Origin of the sequence: Blautia massiliensis (ex Liu et al. 2021) (assembly GCF_052064225.1) — a bacterium.
Lineage (GTDB): Bacteria > Bacillota > Clostridia > Lachnospirales > Lachnospiraceae > Blautia_A > Blautia_A fusiformis.
On the sequence record NZ_JBQHWA010000049.1, the window covers coordinates 1 to 15,544 of the forward strand.

Sequence of the window (15,544 nt, forward strand, 5' to 3'; positions counted from 1 at the left end):
TTTGGACACCATACTACATGGTATTTACAGGAATAGACGACATTGTTGTTTGATTTATATGTTGTGTTCATATTTATATTATACTATGGTTCATTAGTTAATACAATTACTATTTTGTCCATCTTCAATTACTTGCATAAATTCGATGGACGCGTCTTATATCCCCATAGCTGAAGCAAGGAGTTTTACGACGCATTGGATAAGCAGACCACATAAATGATCACTCCCAGAAACAAACTGTTTCCTGCTACCTTTGCAGCTTTTTTACTGTCTCCCTGTCCAAGTGTCCTTGCAAGAAGTGCATTGGTTCCTACACCGGTTCCAATCCCCACTGCCACCATAAGCATCTGCACCGGAAATACCAGTGTCAAAGCATTTAGTGCTGTCTCACTGCCTGCTTTCATATTTCCCACAAATGCACTGTCTACAATGTTATAGACTGCCTGCAATGCCATAGATAGGATCATCGGGATTCCCATTTGGACCATCAGCTTATTTACCGGCATCTCCTTCATCTTGTTGCTTTCCGCCATTTTGTTTTAACTCCTTTCTTTTTAGCACAAAAAAAGTGCGCACCTTGTCATATAAGCTGGACTTACGCTGACACGCTACACACTTTTTCATGGCGATATTCATTTTTGCAAAATGAAAACGAGTAGCCGGTAAACTGGATTTACGCTTACTTGCTACTCGTTTCTTGTAATTATATTGCCTCTTTTTCAAAAAGTCAAACAAAATTTTTCTTACATTGCCGCAACCAACTTTCCCGCAGTAAGTGCAGCTCCATATGCAGCCTCTTCTTCATATTCAGGAATCTCCATCGGCATTTTAAACATTTCTTCTGCCAGTCTTCTCATCAGCGGGTTTCGACGAATTCCGTTTCCGGAGCCAGTCAGGCGTGTGGCCTTTTTTCCGGTGAGCTGACACATCTGCTCATACTGCTCATGCAGTTCGTTAAGGATCCCACAGATCACACCGACCGTCAGTGCACCAGGATGAAAATTCTCTACACCGATCCCTGCGATCATGCCCCTGTGAGACGGATCACTTCTTGTCCCTGAAAAAGCTGTATCTACTTTCCATGCAGCTTCTTTTCCGTATTTTTCAATAAATTTTTCTGCCTGCTCCTGCATCCGGGAATACAGTCTTTCTTCAGTTTCTGTAGCTTCTCTGTAAAACTGTTCCAGCATCGCATACGCACGACCACCACACAGGGAAGCTCCCACGAGGATATAGCTGTTTTCGGTACAGGGGCGAAGCTCCACACTGCCGCTGCATTCTATAAACGTCTCTGTCACTAAGGAAACCTGGCTGCCGGTTCCTACATTCAGGAGTACGGTATCTTTAAGATTCCGTACGGAACCAAACAGACTCGCCTGATTGTCACCGATCGATCCCATTACCGGCACACCGGCTCTTGTTTCTCCGATAAAAAAATGTCCCTTTCTTACTTCCGGCAGATAAGAAGTATCTACGCCGGCCTGCTCCAGGGCTTCATACAGAAACTCCTGTTTTCGCAGGTCAAAGCAGCCCCAGCTTGCCGCCATGTCAAGTCCGATAACAGGGACAGTATTTTCACACAGCCGCATAGCAATATAATCACTGATCGTCGTCATCCTTACAGCATCCTTCGGGATCTGGTCTTTCTTCTGAAGATAAAAATGTGTCACTACACCATATCCGGACGCCGCCGCACCTACTCCCTGCAAAAGCTCTGCACAGGTTTTTCCGTTTTCCAGCGGAATCTCTCCGCTTCCATCCTGCCAGGTATAGAGAGGACTCACTGCCTTGCCGGAAGCATCCACATACAGTATTCCATGCATCTGCCCTGTAAACCCTATTCCATCTGGCAAACCATTCTCCTTCTGCTGCTTTATAAGAAGCTCCCGGACGATCTCATAGATCCGTTCCGGATCCTGCAGCTTCTGTTCCGGCTTACTGCTCCGCAGAAAAGAATTATGCTCCACTGTTTCCTTTGCAAGCAGCTTTCCCGTTTTTGTGTCTGTCATTACGACACTGACTGTTGTTGTGCCGATATCAATCCCCATGATCTTCATCGTCTGTTTCCGTCCTTTTCTATGATTTTTACTATAGAAACTGTCATCATATGAGATGATTATATTATCGTTTGAGGATTAATGCTATCTTTTTTGGTTTCCTGCTCAGGTTTCTCGATTCTGAGCATGCGATATCCAATTCCTATGTGCGTCTGGATATATTGTACACCGTTTTTTTCAGGCTCCAGTTTTTTCCGCAGTGTTGCCATAAAAACCCTGAGAGAAGCAACATCGTTTTCCGAGCAGCGTCCCCAGATCTGCTGAGTAATATATGTATGTGTCAATACTTTTCCAACATTACGGGATAAAAGGCAGAGCAGCTTATACTCAATGGGCGTCAGATGCAGTTCTCTGTCCTTCAGGAATGTGCAGCCAGCCGTGTAATCTATCTTTAATCCACCATTTTCAAAAACAGATGTTTCCGGCTGTTTTCCTGACTGCGTTATGGCAAGCCGCCTTTGGCTGACACGGATACGCGCAAGTAATTCTTCTACTGAAAATGGTTTTGTGATATAATCATCTGCACCCGCATCTAGTGCCTCTATTTTGTCCATATCTTCACTTCTGGCACTGATCACGATGATAGGCATATTCGACCAGGTACGGATTTTCTTTATTACCTCTACTCCTTCCATATCAGGAAGGCCCAGATCCAGAAGAACGATATCCGGATTGTGTGATGAAGCCTCCAAAATAGCTGAAGCCCCATTTTCTGCAGCCAGATATTTATAGTCATGTGTTTTTAATGTGGTAACGATCAGGTTCCGTATGGGTCTGTCATCCTCAACCACCAGAATTAATGTCTTATTCATTTAATGTCACCTCGCTTAATGGTAAAGTAAAAGTAAAATTACATCCATGCGGAGCATGATCCGAAAGAACCAGGGTTCCATCGTGAGCTTCTATGATCGAGCGGCAAAGTGCCAGACCAAGCCCCAGACTCCGTTGGCTGTCTGCAACGGTTGTTTTCCCTGTATAAAACATCTCAAAAATATGTGGCTTCATTTCATCCGGAATTCCGGGGCCATTATCTTCCACGCTTACCTGTGCTTTCCCGGCTTTTTTGAACCCCCGAATGCTGATGACAGAGCCTGACGGCGTATATTTTATCGCATTATCGATCAAATTTACCAGAACCTGTATAATAAGATGCACGTCCATACGTGTAAGAACAAGTTCTTCACAGTCCGCCACGATCTTATACGCATCATGCTTCCGGCCGATATGTCGGAGTGACTCTGCTATTACCTCATCCAAAAGCTGATCCGTAAATTTAAACTTCAATCTTCCATCATTGAGCCTGGTAATGGAAAGCAGATTTTCCACAACTCCGATCAGCCACTCTGAATCCTCATGAATGTCCGTGTAGATCTGATACCTTGCAGCTTCATCCAGACGGTCACTGTTACTGAGAAGCATATCTGCATTTCCGGAAATAGAACAAAGTGGAGTACGCAGGTCATGGGAGATCGCCCGAAGAAGATCGCCACGCAGCTGCTCATTTTTTGCTAAAACCGCATTTTTTTCTTTTTCTATGGCATTTTGTACATTCTCCATTGCAAGTGCACATTCATTTATTACAGACAGCAGGATGCTGTATTCATAAGAGTCCAGTGTTTCTTTCTGCAGAGGGATCCCGATTACGCCATAAACATTATTCCCGCTTCGAATTGCCAGATATAAGCATTTTGCCTGTGAGAAATACTGTGTGGATGCGCCGGCACGCTGTCTGTTTTCATAAGTCCATCTGGCCGCCTGTTGTTCTTCCTGTGTCAGAAAATCCTCTGTGCTCTCTTTTTCCCCGGAAAAAAGCTTTCCTTCTGATAAAGTTCCATTTTCCACAACATATGCTGTGATGCTGCGGTTTAACAGGCGTATCAGCTGTGTACAGGTAACTCCGAGGATTTCTGTCTCACTTTTTGCCTTTTGCAGCAGACGATCCGTATCAAACAGAACCTGTGTGCGAAAGGCAATCTGTGAAGACAGCTTTGCATGCATTTTCAGCTTTACCGCAATGGTTCCTGTAAGTACGGACGAAATAAGCATTATGAAAAATGTCACCGGATATCCCACCGCATATGTCTCAAAAGACATCCTTGGCTCCATCAGGAAAAAGCAAAATAAGAATACACTTAAAAAGGACCCGGCTACACTGCAAAGATAACCATCTGTCACGATGGAAGTGATCAACACACCCAGAATGTATATCGTTACAATATTCGTATCTGTAAAATCCAGCTTCTGAAACAGCAGGCCAATCAAAGTGCATACTGCAAATATAAAAACCGTCAGCAAGTAATCTTTTGCAGACGGTTTTTCCACATACCATGCAAATGGCCGTTTCGGACAGGTTCTGTTTTTTACTGTATCCTCCATTTTCAAGCTCATTCTCCTTCTGCTGTTGTTTACTGGAATTATATCACGCAGCAGTTCTGTGGTCAAAAATTTTTTCTTCATGGCAATGAGCTATATGCGGAAGCACTTCTGAAGAGCTCTGTATTCTCCTAATACCAGTAATTTATCATTTTCTGTAAAATATGTTTCCGGTGAAATTGCAATACTGAATTCCTCTTCATTTTTTACTGCCAGAATATTAATATTGTAGCGTTTTCTGATGTCAAGTCCACCCACTGTTTTTCCAACCCATTCTTCCGGCACTTCCACTTCAAAAATTGCATGGGAAGCATCCACCTCCATATAATCCAGGATATGATCATCTGTATAACGGATGGAGGCCCATTTTGCCACCTGCTTTTCCGGATAAACTACCTTATCGGCACCATTGCGTAAAAGAAATTTTTCCTGAACATCACGTTCAGCTCTGGATATCACCAATTTTGCACCCAGTTCTTTTAGAAGGGATGTTGTTTCAAGAGAATTTTGAAAGCTATCTCCAATGGTCACAAAACAAATGTCGTAGTTTCCAATTCCAAGGGACTGTAAAAATTCAGCATTGGTGCTGTCACCAATCTGAGCATTCGTCACAAATGACAGTACTTTGTCCACTCTTTCTTCCTTCCAGTCAACTGCCATAACTTCATGTCCCAACTGATTGAGCTGCATGGCAATATGTCTTCCAAACCTTCCAAGTCCAATAAGCAATACATTTTTCATAATATTATTTTTCTCCTTCTTATCCAACTGTGATTTTTTCCAGAGGGAGCTTTGCATTTCCCTTATTTCTTCCGGAAAATACCGCATAGATCAGGGTCAGACCACCTACACGTCCCAGATACATCAATATGATCAACACGACTTGTGAAAAAACATGAAGTTCCGGTGTGATTCCCAGAGTCAGACCTACCGTACCAACAGCTGAAGCAGCTTCGTACAGACAATCTAAAAGCGGAAGGCCTTCGTACACACTGATCGCTATTCCACCGCCAAAGAACAAGGCAAAATATAACATGGCTATTGTCGCTGCATTTTTTATCACATGATATTCAAGTCTTCGCCCAAAAGCTCCTGCATTTTCCTGACTTCGAAATGTCGCAATTGCATTTAAAATAAGTACTGAAAAAGTTGTTGTTTTCATTCCACCTGCTGTAGATCCCGGTGAACCACCAATTAGCATTAACAATATCATAACTGCTTTTGATGCCTCACTCATCTCTGAAATGTTTATAGTATTAAATCCGGCAGTTCTTGTCGTTACCGATTGAAACGCTGCTGCTAACAGGCGTTTTCCCATGGGTAAATTTGTCAGGTCACAGATATAGAAAAAGACTGCCGGGAATAAGATCAGACATGCGGTAGTCATGAGAATGATCTTGCTTTGCATGCGGTAGCGTTTAAAGTTCAGTTTGTTTGTATAAATATCATCCCATGTGAGAAAACCGATTCCTCCTGTAATGATCAACAGCATAATTACCAGATTTATAAGTATATTTCCGGAATACCTAGTCAGCGATGGAAACATACTGGAATCTGTCCCCAGAATATCAAAGCCGGCATTACAAAAAGCAGAGATTGAATGAAAAACTGACATCCAGATTCCCTTTTTTCCATAATCTCCCATAAAAACCGGCAGCAGCAACACCGTCCCTGCAGCTTCGATCAAAAATGTTCCCCTCAAAATAAACCTTGTTAGTCTGACGATTCCTCCGACTTTTGGAGCTGAAATTGCATTCTGCATGGTGCTTCTTTGCATGAGGGATATTTTCTTTCCGGAAAGAAGGGAAACAGACGCAGCCACAGTCACTACTCCAAGCCCACCTGTTTGTATGAGTGCAAGAATGATCGTCTGGCCTGCCAGGGACCAGTAGCTTCCAGTGTCCTTTACCACAAGACCTGTAACACATACCGCCGAAGTGGCTGTAAAAAGTGCCTCATGAAATGGTGTGATCACCTTCTCCGCAGAAGAAAATGGAAGCATCAGCAGAACGGTTCCCAAAAGGATCACTCCTGCAAACCCCATGATAATCAGCTGAAAAGATGTCATATGTTTTTTCTTATATGATTTTTCCGGCATAAATGATCAGAACTCCTTATCAATACTTTTAACAGTGCTATCCTCGTAATGCATTTTATTATATATAACTACTTTCAAAGATAGTATAAAAGTCTCTGCTTCCGTATTAAGATTTTATAAAGATATGATATTGATATGAACACTGCAGCATGCGAAAAAGAAGCTCCATCGCTTTCCAGAGATGAAGCCATTGCAATTTTAGATACTCCGGACAAAGAACTTGAGGCACTGATCGACCGTGCCAGCAGTTTACGTTACAAATATAAGGGAAACCAGGTAAGCATCCACATCCTTACCAATGCCCGCAGTGGTAACTGTTCCCAGGATTGTGCCTACTGTGCCCAGTCATGTCGTTCCACTGCCGATATTGATAAATACAAATGGGTAGATGAAGACAAATTATATCAGGACAATGATTTCGTAAATGATTATCATTTATCCAGACATTGTATCGGACTGAGTGGTATGAAATTTACAGATAAAGAAATCGAGGAGCTGGCCCGCAGGATCCGAAAAATGAAAGAACACGGAACTCATCTCTGCTGCTCCATAGGCTTTCTCACAGAGCACCAGGCAAAAATGCTCAAAGAGGCTGGTCTTGACCGGATCAACCATAACCTGAACAGCAGCCGTTCCTTTTATCATAATATCTGCAGTACACATACCTTTGACCAGCGTGTCCGGAATATCCATATGCTTCAGGGACTTGGTTTCGAGATCTGCAGCGGCGGTATCATTGGCATGGGTGAAAGCAAGGAAGACGTTGTTGACATGCTTCTGGAATTACGTGAGATCCAGCCGGAAGCACTGCCGATCAACTTTCTTCTTCCGATCAAGGGAACTCCTCTCGGAAATGCAGATATTTCCCAGCTGACAACAGAATACTGTATGAAGGTTCTCTGCCTGGCAAGACTTCTTGTGCCTGAAGCAGATATCCGATGTGCTGCCGGAAGAGAAGTTTATTTTAAAGGCGAAGAAAAAAAACTGCTCAGTGTTGTAGACTCTATTTTTGCTTCCGGTTATCTTACAGAAGGTGGTCAGGGAATCGAAGACACTCTCAAAACCATTACGGATGCAGGATTCACCTATGAGATTGAATCTGCGTAAGCATCCTTCTGTACATATGACCTGTCATACACACTTACAGCATTTCATTGCTTACCCGAACCAGTAAATATATTACCCTTTTCAAAGGAGGCTCTTTTAATATGAATCAGACAAATACTGTCTCTGCACCACGTACAAAAACCTACGAGATCACCATGACCGCTCTGATGGCAGCTGTCACCTGTATTCTTGCGCCGCTGTCCATTCCGATCGGTCCGGTTCCAATCTCATTTACCAATCTTGCCATTTATCTGTCCCTGTATCTTCTCGGATGGAAAAAAGGAACCATCAGCTATCTGATCTATCTTCTGCTTGGACTTGTAGGTCTTCCGGTATTTTCCGGATTTACCGGCGGCCCTGCAAAGCTGGCCCGTCCTACAGGCGGATACATCATCGGCTTTATCGTTATGGCTGTTATTGCCGGACTGGTAATTGACAACTGCCATAAGCCTCTGATCCAGCTCGTTGGTATGATCGCAGGAACAATTGTATGCTATCTTTTCGGAACTGTATGGTTCTGCATCGTTGCAGATTCCACTTTCAAAGCAGCTCTTGGAATTTGTGTAATTCCGTTTATCCCGGCAGATCTCATAAAAATGATCATCGCCATGATCATCGGACCAATGATAAAGAAACGAATCCGATAAGCTGAAGCTCTTTATCGCGTTTCATTTTTCTTATCTGAGTTTTTTCTTCAGTTCCTGGATCAGTTCAAAATAATCTCTGTGTTTCATCTCCGGGAAAGCCTTAATGATTCTTCCCTGGCCGAATACCGTATGGTTTGTGATAGAGCTTGACAGCTCATCAAACTGTGCCTGAAGCTCCGCTTTCTTCATCCGAAGCATTTCGGCAGATTTTTCTCTCTGAGCCACAGTCGCATCTCTGAGCTCTGCCTTAGCAAGAGCAACCTGAACCTTTCCCTCTCCCACCTTCTGTGCTGTATCAATGGTAGTTGTTGCCAGAGTATCACTGAGCTTATCACTCACGATCCGCAGATCCGCACGTACCTTATCCAGTCGGGTAAGCTTCTTATTCAGTCCGCGGATCACCGCCACTGTTACAATAAGATCAGCCAGATACACCGCATACAGAATTGCCATAACAACCCATTCCAGTGTGGAAGGTGTATGAGAAGCCTGACGCTCCACATACTTCTGAAAAACCTTTACGACCATCACAATGGCAAGTCCCCATATCAGGGAAAACTCAAGACAGATATAGCCGTGAAAATTCAGCGGCTTATTAGAATAATCCCACCATCTTGCATGGAAGCATACATCCAGAAGCCATCCGGCAACCAGCTCTACCGCAGTTGCAAGAACGATTCCAAACAGAAAGATCATTCCCTCACTCATCTGATGTCCGCCGTTCTGAAGCGTATTAAGCAATGCAAACACGGAAAGTACACCAAATCCGTACACCGGGCATACCGGACCGTTGAGAAATCCCCGGTTTATAACCTTTCCTAAGGTTACTGCATGGAAGATAACTTCAACGACCCATCCTCCAAAAGAATAAAACAAAAAATACAGACATATCTGAAAATACGTCATCCCGCAAATCATCCTGTACTCCTCCTTTACAGCTGTCAAGATTCCGGCAGCTATTTCAGGGGTCAGTACCATCACCTCTGCCGGGGTGATTCTGATTATATCATATCACCCCTCTCATTTACATCCCTTTATCCGGTCATTCTTCCGAAACAATTTCTTTTTTCACACGGGTGAAGTACAGAAAGAATCCGATGTTCAGAATAATTCCCACTGTGGTAGATACCGGTGCTGCAAGACCGATCTTTGTCAGGCTGGCATCCGGCTGGATACTCATAAAGTACGCCATTGGAAGTCGTACCAGAAGCGTCTGTACCAATCCCTGGACCATAACCCAGATGGTCTGGTTGTTTCCATTGAAATAGCCTATCATACTGAACAGAACAGCCGTTACCAGTGTCTCCGGAGCAAACCCCTTCAGATAATCAAAGCCCTTTTGGATAACGCCGGCATCTGTTGAAAAGAATCCTGCCAGCACATCACCCTTCAGCAGGATATTCAATCCTGTATTCACTTTTGACACACTGCAGGCAGTCTGCAAAATAGCCCCATCGTACAGACTGCTCCAGACCGTTTTCCCCTGCTTTCAGCTTCAGAACTTCTGTAAGCTCCGGGATCTGCATCATATTTCTACAATTCATAAAACACTACTCCTCCCACTGATACTGCTTCATATCTACACATCCATTTGCCTTAAACTCCACACCCTCGTCTTCCAGAAGCATCTTCTGCTCTCTCCAGCCTGGTGCAGTACGCCCTGCATGGTTCACAACTCTGTGGCAGGGATACTTCCCGTAAAATTCTGCCATACCTAAGACTTTTCCTACAAGACGTGAATTTTTATCCCGCCCGATCAGCCGTGCGATCTGCCCGTAGGCGGCCACTTTTCCCTCAGGTATCTCTTCCACCACGGACAGTATCTCGTAGATTAAATCTTCATCCAGTATTTTTCCCATAATTATTCCTCCGAAATCCTGCTGGCAATTTTCATAGCATGTTTTCATAAATAAAATATCTGTCTTTTCGTGGACGCCTGCACCAGACCGTCCTTTCAGCCTGAGTTTTACAGTGCAGTTCCTTTCTTTGGAATAAACAAACGGCTCATATCTGTATGTTCCAGCTTAAGAAGTGAAATTTTTTTGTCAATTCCTCCGGCATAGCCCGTCAAGCTTCCATTTGTTCCTACGACTCGATGGCAGGGAATGATAATGGAAATTTCATTATGTCCAACCGCACCGCCTACTGCCTGGGCGGACATATGGGAAGTGTTTTTCATCACTGCAATTCTGCGCGCAATTTCTCCATATGTGATCGTCTGTCCATAGGGAATCTCCAGTAAAATCTGCCACACTGCCTTTCTGAATGTTGAACCGTTCGGATGAAGTGGTGGAGTAAAGTTCGGTTCTTCACCGGAGAAATATACATCCAGCCATTTTTTTGCTTCTGTGAGAATTTTCGTTTCCTGTGGAACATAATCTTCCGGAAGTGTATTTGCAAAATATTTCTGTCCTTCAAACCACAAACCGGTAAGTCCGATTTCATCTGCGGCAAGTAAAATATCTCCGATTAGCGATTTATATTTGCATGTGTATACCATATTTTCCCCCCATATTCATTTATCTCTATAATTTTTTCTATAGCATTCCTCTTAATTAACGCAAATGTCACATGCGCGTCCCCTCTGCGATTTCATCTCGGTAATTGAATTGCCGAGGATTCCCGCTTATTGTCCTAAAACGGAAAAAGGGACCAGAAACATATGCCCCGAATCCGGCTCTATAATCTCAGGCACTCTCATGTTGCTCTACTGATCAAATATCTGGTTATTGCGGATTGCCTGGGCCATGTGAGTATTAAGGTTACTCTTGGCACCTACGGCCACCTTTATCCCAACAAGCAGCAGGAGATTTCTGATATTCTTGACAATTTATAATATTATACCATTTTTGTTTTGAACATGCTATAAACGGAACAAAAACCCCCGGAAGTCTCGACCACTTCCGGGGGTTTTCGTATCAAATTCGTATCACGGGATCGTTAAACCCAGTGTTTTTCCTGCTTTTAAAAGTTTTTCAATACTCTCTCCACAACAATATAAAAAGCGGCAGAGCCTCTATTTTTGCAGGCTCTACCGCTTTCTATCTGAATTCCCCTCAAAAAATCTTTATATTAGAACAGTCCTGTGATCTTACCGCTCTCGTCTACGTCGATCTTGGTTGCTGCCGGTACTTTCGGAAGACCTGGCATGGTCATGATCTCACCGGTCAGTGCAACAATAAATCCTGCACCTGCGGAAATCTTAAGATTTCTTACTGTTACCTCGAAATCTGTCGGAGCACCAAGCTTTGTCTGGTCGTCTGTTAAGCTGTACTGGGTCTTAGCTACACAGATCGGGCAGTTGCCAAATCCAAGTGCCTCCAGCTGTTTCGCCTGCTTCTGGGCATTTGCTGTAAGAACCACTTTCTTTCCGCCATAAACCTTCTGTACGATCTGGTTCAGTTTATCCTCAATGGAGCCTTCCAGCTCATAAGCATATGTGAAATCATTCGGCTCTTCAACCAGACGGAGAACTTCCTCAGCAAGCTTGATTCCGCCTTCGCCGCCTTTTGCCCATACCTCGGAAAGTGCTACGTTTACGCCAAGCTCTTTACATTTTGCTTCTACAAAATCAAGCTCTGCCTTGGTATCGGTCGGGAATGCGTTAATAGCTACCACACATGGAAGCTTGTATACATTTTTGATATTGCTTACATGCTTCAGAAGGTTCGGGATACCTTTTTCAAGAGCCTCAAGGTTCTCATTGTTAAGATCTGCTTTTGCAACGCCACCATTATATTTCAGAGCACGTACGGTTGCTACGATAACAACGGCACTTGGTGTAAGACCTGCCATACGGCACTTGATATCCAGGAATTTCTCAGCTCCAAGGTCAGCACCGAAGCCAGCCTCTGTGATGGCATAATCAGCAAGCTTCATAGCCATCTTTGTAGCGGTTACGGAGTTACATCCGTGAGCGATATTTGCGAATGGTCCGCCGTGAACGATCGCCGGAACATGCTCCAGTGTCTGTACAAGGTTTGGTTTCAGAGCATCTTTCAGAAGAGCTGTCATAGCGCCCTCTGCGTGAAGATCACCGGCTGTTACCGGTTTCTGCTCGGAAACTTTACCATAGGTATATCCGATGATGATTCTGGAAAGTCTCTCTTTCAGATCTTTGATATCACTTGCCAGACAGAGAACTGCCATGATCTCCGATGCTACGGTGATGTCGTAACCGTCCTCACGCGGCATACCGTTTGTTCTTCCGCCAAGTCCGTCTACTACATTACGAAGCTGACGGTCGTTCATGTCAACGCATCGTCTCCAGGTGATCTTTCTCGGGTCGATGTTCAGTTCATTACCCTGGAAAATATGGTTGTCGATCATTGCTGCAAGAAGGTTGTTTGCCGCACCGATTGCATGGAAATCACCGGTAAAATGAAGGTTGATATCTTCCATTGGAACTACCTGTGCATAACCGCCACCTGCTGCACCACCTTTGACACCGAATACCGGTCCAAGGGATGGCTCACGAAGAGCTACCATAACATTTTTTCCAAGTCTCTGCATTCCATCTGCAAGACCTACCGTTGTAGTTGTTTTTCCTTCCCCGGCCGGTGTCGGGTTGATAGCTGTTACCAGGATCAGCTTTCCGTCTTTTTTGTCTGTTTCCTTCAGAAGATTATAGTCGATCTTTGCTTTATATTTACCATACTGCTCCAGGTACTTGTCATCAATACCTGCTTTCTCTGCAATCTTGGTAATTGGCTCCATTGTGCACTCCTGTGCAATTTCGATATCACTTTTGAATCCCATAATGTTCTCCTTTCTCCGCAGCAACCGTCCGGATCTTTTTATCCCATAAAAAAGAGCAGTATCTGAATTTCTTCAAATACTGCCCAGACGGTCGACTCATCGAATCTCCGGCTCCCTCGTGGTTATCCCACAATTCCGTCAGTCACCGAAGACTTTATTAATTTGATGATTGAATATTAACATATTTATTAATGGTTGTCAAGAAATTATCGAATTATTTTTTTCACTTTTAAAGTGAGCTAAGTCTAATTTTCTGAATCATTTCAGTTTTCCATACTATTCATCAGATACTGAATGTTATAAGGAAAATTCTGTTTTTCGTCAATTCCATGATAATTTCCTCTTTGCCCAATCCGGAAATATGTCTTTACTTCCAAACGTACTGTTCACGATAACAACGGCACTTGATATCCGGAAATTCACTTTTAAAGTAATTCAGGTCTGATTTTTGCCTGCAAACCCACACCGGATCGCCTGTGTCGGACATATTTTTTTACATCTTCCACATCGGATGCACTCTGCACTGTTGGGATTTTCCGTCGGATCGACCTCCATCTGGCAGATATTTCTGCATTTTCCGCAGTGAACACATTTTTCTTTATCTACTCTGTAACGAAAAACGGAAACTTTATTAAATACCGAATAAAAAGCTCCCAGCGGGCAGATATACTTACAGAATGGCCGGTATATCATAATTGATAAGATAATGGTGATCACCAGGATCGTATTTTTCCACATGTACAGCCAGCCTACTGCACTTCGCATGGATTTGTTCAGCAGCACCAGAGGGATACCTCCCTCCAGCGTTCCTGCCGGGCAGATCAGCTTGCAGAAATATGGTGCTCCCTGGCCCATGATATCTACTGCAAACATGGGAAGTAGGATCACAAATACAAGAAAGATCACATATTTCAGTTTTCGCAGAAGCTTATCTCCCCGAAATGTCCGGATCTTCTTTGGAAAAGGAATCTTGTTCAACAGATCCTGAATCAGTCCAAAGGGGCAGAGAAATCCGCACACCAGTCTTCCAAGCAGCGCTCCCACAAAGATCAGAAATCCAGCCACATAATATGCCATCTTGAAGTTCCAGCTTCCGATCACAGCCTGAAGGGAACCAATGGGGCAGGCCCCTCTTGCCCCGGGGCAGGAATAACAGTTCAGCCCCGGAACACAGACATTTTTCAGTTTTCCGGTATAGATCTTTCCAGTCACAAACCCTGATATGTGACTGTTTGTAAGGGCCGCCCACAATGCCTGGATTCCATGCCGCGGCCATTCATTTATTTTCATCTTCTTATTATCCAATGCCAATACACTCCATACAGATGTTGATCGCTTTTGTAAAAACTACAGACACCTCGCCCCTGCAGATTCCCAGTATCATCAGTAAAATTCCCAAAACCGCCAGTGCCGGTCCGATCCACTTGGATTCTGTTATTTTCTGAATCATTTTTTCACTCTCCGTAATGATCATCTTTTACTTTGAAACGTTTTTAAGCTCTTTTTCCACGATTTCCTTCCATTCGTCCAGTGTATGGCTTCCTGTATAGGTATCGCCTACAATGTTTCCATCTTTGTCAACAAAAAATGTTTCAGGAAATGCGGAAATCCCCTGCAGACGGCCATTCATCATAGTAGTATCCGGTATCAGGAACGGATACTCTGCTTTAGTTTTTTCCTGAAGAATGCCTGCTTTTTTTACTGCCTCCTCGTCCTGATTTCCCTTTTCATCTGTAGTATCAAGCACCACGCCTGCTACTCCGACTCCTTTATCTTTCATTTCTTTGTAGAGCTCCTGAAGTTCCGGAATTTCTTTTACACATGGTGAGCACCAGGTTGTAAAAATATTTACCAGCGTAAGGTCATAGTCACTGAATACTTTTTCTGTATATGTTTTTCCATCTATTCCTGTTGTTTCAAATTTTCCTACAGATTTTACATCCTCCGGGTTGACGCTGGTATCCTGTGGCTGGTCAAACACGGAAATATTCTGATATGGTGCCATTTCCGTAATATCGGTTTTGATCTTTTCCAGCTCCTTTGTCAGCTTTTCATCTGCATCTTTGTTGGTGCTCAGATAATATTTGTATTTCCCGTCGCTGCTGCTTCCAAGCTCTTTATGCTCTGTACAGCCTGTGATCTCATCCAGCTTTTTCTGTGAAGCTTCGTCATAAACGCCAATTGTACCAATTCTGTCCAGACCTGCCACCCAGTCGTCATATCCTGTTCCCATCTTCTGTATTTCGGCATTTTTCTATTCCTCTGTCATTTTGCTCCAGCTTACATAGGCATATGTCACTGCATTGGTCTGATTCTCAAAATCTTCCGTAGTAAGCATTGCAATGCTCTGGTCCTTGATCTGATTTAACAGCTCCTTCGAAAGTGAAAGCTTCAGTCCCAGAAACGGATATTCTTGACACTCCCCACAGCTAAAGCAGGGGGATTCTTGCTTCTCCCACTACTGCATTGGCAAACACCTTACGGTACTGCAATGTCTTACACAG

At 43.7% G+C, this 15,544-nt stretch carries 15 protein-coding genes, 3 pseudogenes and 1 riboswitch; of the genes and pseudogenes, 2 read left to right on the plus strand and 16 right to left on the minus strand.

Features of this window, described 5'->3' with window-relative positions; all coding sequences use genetic code 11:
- The 7 genes and pseudogenes from ACTNDQ_RS14315 to ACTNDQ_RS14345 form a co-directional block, all read right to left on the minus strand.
- Positions 1-71: pseudogene (locus ACTNDQ_RS14315) on the minus strand (IS200/IS605 family transposase); the annotation flags it as partial.
- 129 nt (positions 72-200) lie between these two features.
- Positions 201-533: pseudogene (locus ACTNDQ_RS14320) on the minus strand (MATE family efflux transporter); the annotation flags it as partial.
- A gap of 210 nt (positions 534-743) precedes the next feature.
- Positions 744-2,057 (minus strand): sedoheptulokinase, encoded by a 1,314-nt coding sequence (locus ACTNDQ_RS14325; RefSeq protein WP_441064904.1) that lies wholly within the window; start codon positions 2,055-2,057, stop codon positions 744-746.
- A gap of 59 nt (positions 2,058-2,116) precedes the next feature.
- The gene (locus tag ACTNDQ_RS14330; protein ID WP_059086037.1) at positions 2,117-2,869 is read right to left on the minus strand and encodes a response regulator; all 753 of its coding nucleotides are present in this window, start codon (positions 2,867-2,869) and stop codon (positions 2,117-2,119) included.
- A complete protein-coding gene (locus ACTNDQ_RS14335; RefSeq protein ID WP_441064905.1) occupies positions 2,862-4,433 on the minus strand; it encodes a sensor histidine kinase in 1,572 nt (523 codons plus the stop codon). The genes ACTNDQ_RS14330 and ACTNDQ_RS14335 overlap by 8 nt, the downstream gene beginning before the upstream one ends.
- Positions 4,434-4,523: 90 nt before the next feature.
- Positions 4,524-5,171, minus strand: coding sequence for a potassium channel family protein (locus tag ACTNDQ_RS14340; RefSeq protein WP_021976055.1), 648 nt, complete (start codon positions 5,169-5,171; stop codon positions 4,524-4,526).
- A gap of 19 nt (positions 5,172-5,190) precedes the next feature.
- Positions 5,191-6,528 carry a TrkH family potassium uptake protein gene (locus ACTNDQ_RS14345; protein ID WP_441064906.1) on the minus strand — a complete coding sequence of 446 codons (1,338 nt, stop codon included), beginning with the start codon at positions 6,526-6,528 and terminating at the stop codon, positions 5,191-5,193.
- Positions 6,529-6,663: 135 nt separating this feature from the next.
- Here ACTNDQ_RS14345 and bioB point away from each other — a divergent pair, with 135 nt between their 5' ends.
- Positions 6,664-7,635, plus strand: coding sequence for a biotin synthase BioB (gene bioB / locus ACTNDQ_RS14350; protein ID WP_441064907.1), 972 nt, complete (start codon positions 6,664-6,666; stop codon positions 7,633-7,635).
- 101 nt (positions 7,636-7,736) lie between these two features.
- The gene (locus ACTNDQ_RS14355; protein WP_279199209.1) at positions 7,737-8,282 is read left to right on the plus strand and encodes a biotin transporter BioY; all 546 of its coding nucleotides are present in this window, start codon (positions 7,737-7,739) and stop codon (positions 8,280-8,282) included.
- Positions 8,283-8,312: 30 nt separating this feature from the next.
- Here ACTNDQ_RS14355 and ACTNDQ_RS14360 read toward each other — a convergent pair whose 3' ends face one another.
- The 9 genes and pseudogenes from ACTNDQ_RS14360 to ACTNDQ_RS14400 all read right to left on the minus strand — a co-directional run bounded on the left by ACTNDQ_RS14360 (position 8,313) and on the right by ACTNDQ_RS14400 (position 15,273).
- Complete coding sequence (locus tag ACTNDQ_RS14360; protein ID WP_441064908.1) at positions 8,313-9,200, minus strand: putative ABC transporter permease; 888 nt, start codon at positions 9,198-9,200, stop codon at positions 8,313-8,315.
- Between the two features lie 124 nt (positions 9,201-9,324).
- Positions 9,325-9,681, minus strand: a pseudogene (locus ACTNDQ_RS14365) (MATE family efflux transporter); the annotation flags it as partial.
- Positions 9,665-9,826, minus strand: a complete 162-nt coding sequence (locus tag ACTNDQ_RS14370; RefSeq protein WP_288788294.1) for a hypothetical protein — start codon at positions 9,824-9,826, stop codon at positions 9,665-9,667. The gene ACTNDQ_RS14370 and the pseudogene ACTNDQ_RS14365, both read right to left, overlap by 17 nt.
- 6 nt (positions 9,827-9,832) lie before the next feature.
- Positions 9,833-10,141 carry an MGMT family protein gene (locus ACTNDQ_RS14375; RefSeq protein WP_288788293.1) on the minus strand — a complete coding sequence of 103 codons (309 nt, stop codon included), beginning with the start codon at positions 10,139-10,141 and terminating at the stop codon, positions 9,833-9,835.
- A 107-nt stretch (positions 10,142-10,248) separates the two neighbouring features.
- Complete coding sequence (locus ACTNDQ_RS14380; RefSeq protein WP_059086044.1) at positions 10,249-10,782, minus strand: methylated-DNA--[protein]-cysteine S-methyltransferase; 534 nt, start codon at positions 10,780-10,782, stop codon at positions 10,249-10,251.
- A 572-nt stretch (positions 10,783-11,354) separates the two neighbouring features.
- Positions 11,355-13,040 (minus strand): formate--tetrahydrofolate ligase, encoded by a 1,686-nt coding sequence (locus ACTNDQ_RS14385; protein ID WP_118071255.1) that lies wholly within the window; start codon positions 13,038-13,040, stop codon positions 11,355-11,357.
- 74 nt (positions 13,041-13,114) lie between these two features.
- Positions 13,115-13,196: riboswitch (ZMP/ZTP riboswitch) on the minus strand.
- 279 nt (positions 13,197-13,475) lie between these two features.
- Complete coding sequence (locus ACTNDQ_RS14390) at positions 13,476-14,330, minus strand: 4Fe-4S binding protein (protein ID WP_441064909.1); 855 nt, start codon at positions 14,328-14,330, stop codon at positions 13,476-13,478.
- Positions 14,331-14,337: 7 nt separating this feature from the next.
- Complete coding sequence (locus tag ACTNDQ_RS14395; protein ID WP_278797179.1) at positions 14,338-14,490, minus strand: CD1871A family CXXC motif-containing protein; 153 nt, start codon at positions 14,488-14,490, stop codon at positions 14,338-14,340.
- Positions 14,491-14,517: 27 nt separating this feature from the next.
- Positions 14,518-15,273: a TlpA family protein disulfide reductase gene (locus ACTNDQ_RS14400; RefSeq protein ID WP_278797177.1), complete on the minus strand. Its 756-nt coding sequence runs from the start codon at positions 15,271-15,273 to the stop codon at positions 14,518-14,520.
- Positions 15,274-15,544: the final 271 nt, after the last annotated feature.

Excerpts from the sequence above, each read along its gene's own strand:
- ACTNDQ_RS14400 (WP_278797177.1), bottom strand. The coding sequence starts at position 15,273 with ATGGGAACAGGATATGACGACTGGGTGGCAGGTCTGGACAGAATTGGT.
- ACTNDQ_RS14390 (WP_441064909.1), bottom strand. The coding sequence starts at position 14,330 with ATGAAAATAAATGAATGGCCGCGGCATGGAATCCAGGCATTGTGGGCG.
- ACTNDQ_RS14395 (WP_278797179.1), bottom strand. The coding sequence starts at position 14,490 with ATGATTCAGAAAATAACAGAATCCAAGTGGATCGGACCGGCACTGGCG.
- ACTNDQ_RS14355 (WP_279199209.1), top strand. The coding sequence starts at position 7,737 with ATGAATCAGACAAATACTGTCTCTGCACCACGTACAAAAACCTACGAG.
- ACTNDQ_RS14380 (WP_059086044.1), bottom strand. The coding sequence starts at position 10,782 with ATGGTATACACATGCAAATATAAATCGCTAATCGGAGATATTTTACTT.
- ACTNDQ_RS14375 (WP_288788293.1), bottom strand. The coding sequence starts at position 10,141 with ATGGGAAAAATACTGGATGAAGATTTAATCTACGAGATACTGTCCGTG.
- ACTNDQ_RS14345 (WP_441064906.1), bottom strand. The coding sequence starts at position 6,528 with ATGCCGGAAAAATCATATAAGAAAAAACATATGACATCTTTTCAGCTG.
- ACTNDQ_RS14325 (WP_441064904.1), bottom strand. The coding sequence starts at position 2,057 with ATGAAGATCATGGGGATTGATATCGGCACAACAACAGTCAGTGTCGTA.
- ACTNDQ_RS14385 (WP_118071255.1), bottom strand. The coding sequence starts at position 13,040 with ATGGGATTCAAAAGTGATATCGAAATTGCACAGGAGTGCACAATGGAG.
- ACTNDQ_RS14370 (WP_288788294.1), bottom strand. The coding sequence starts at position 9,826 with ATGAATTGTAGAAATATGATGCAGATCCCGGAGCTTACAGAAGTTCTG.
- ACTNDQ_RS14340 (WP_021976055.1), bottom strand. The coding sequence starts at position 5,171 with ATGAAAAATGTATTGCTTATTGGACTTGGAAGGTTTGGAAGACATATT.
- ACTNDQ_RS14330 (WP_059086037.1), bottom strand. The coding sequence starts at position 2,869 with ATGAATAAGACATTAATTCTGGTGGTTGAGGATGACAGACCCATACGG.
- bioB (WP_441064907.1), top strand. The coding sequence starts at position 6,664 with ATGAACACTGCAGCATGCGAAAAAGAAGCTCCATCGCTTTCCAGAGAT.
- ACTNDQ_RS14360 (WP_441064908.1), bottom strand. The coding sequence starts at position 9,200 with ATGATTTGCGGGATGACGTATTTTCAGATATGTCTGTATTTTTTGTTT.
- ACTNDQ_RS14335 (WP_441064905.1), bottom strand. The coding sequence starts at position 4,433 with ATGGAGGATACAGTAAAAAACAGAACCTGTCCGAAACGGCCATTTGCA.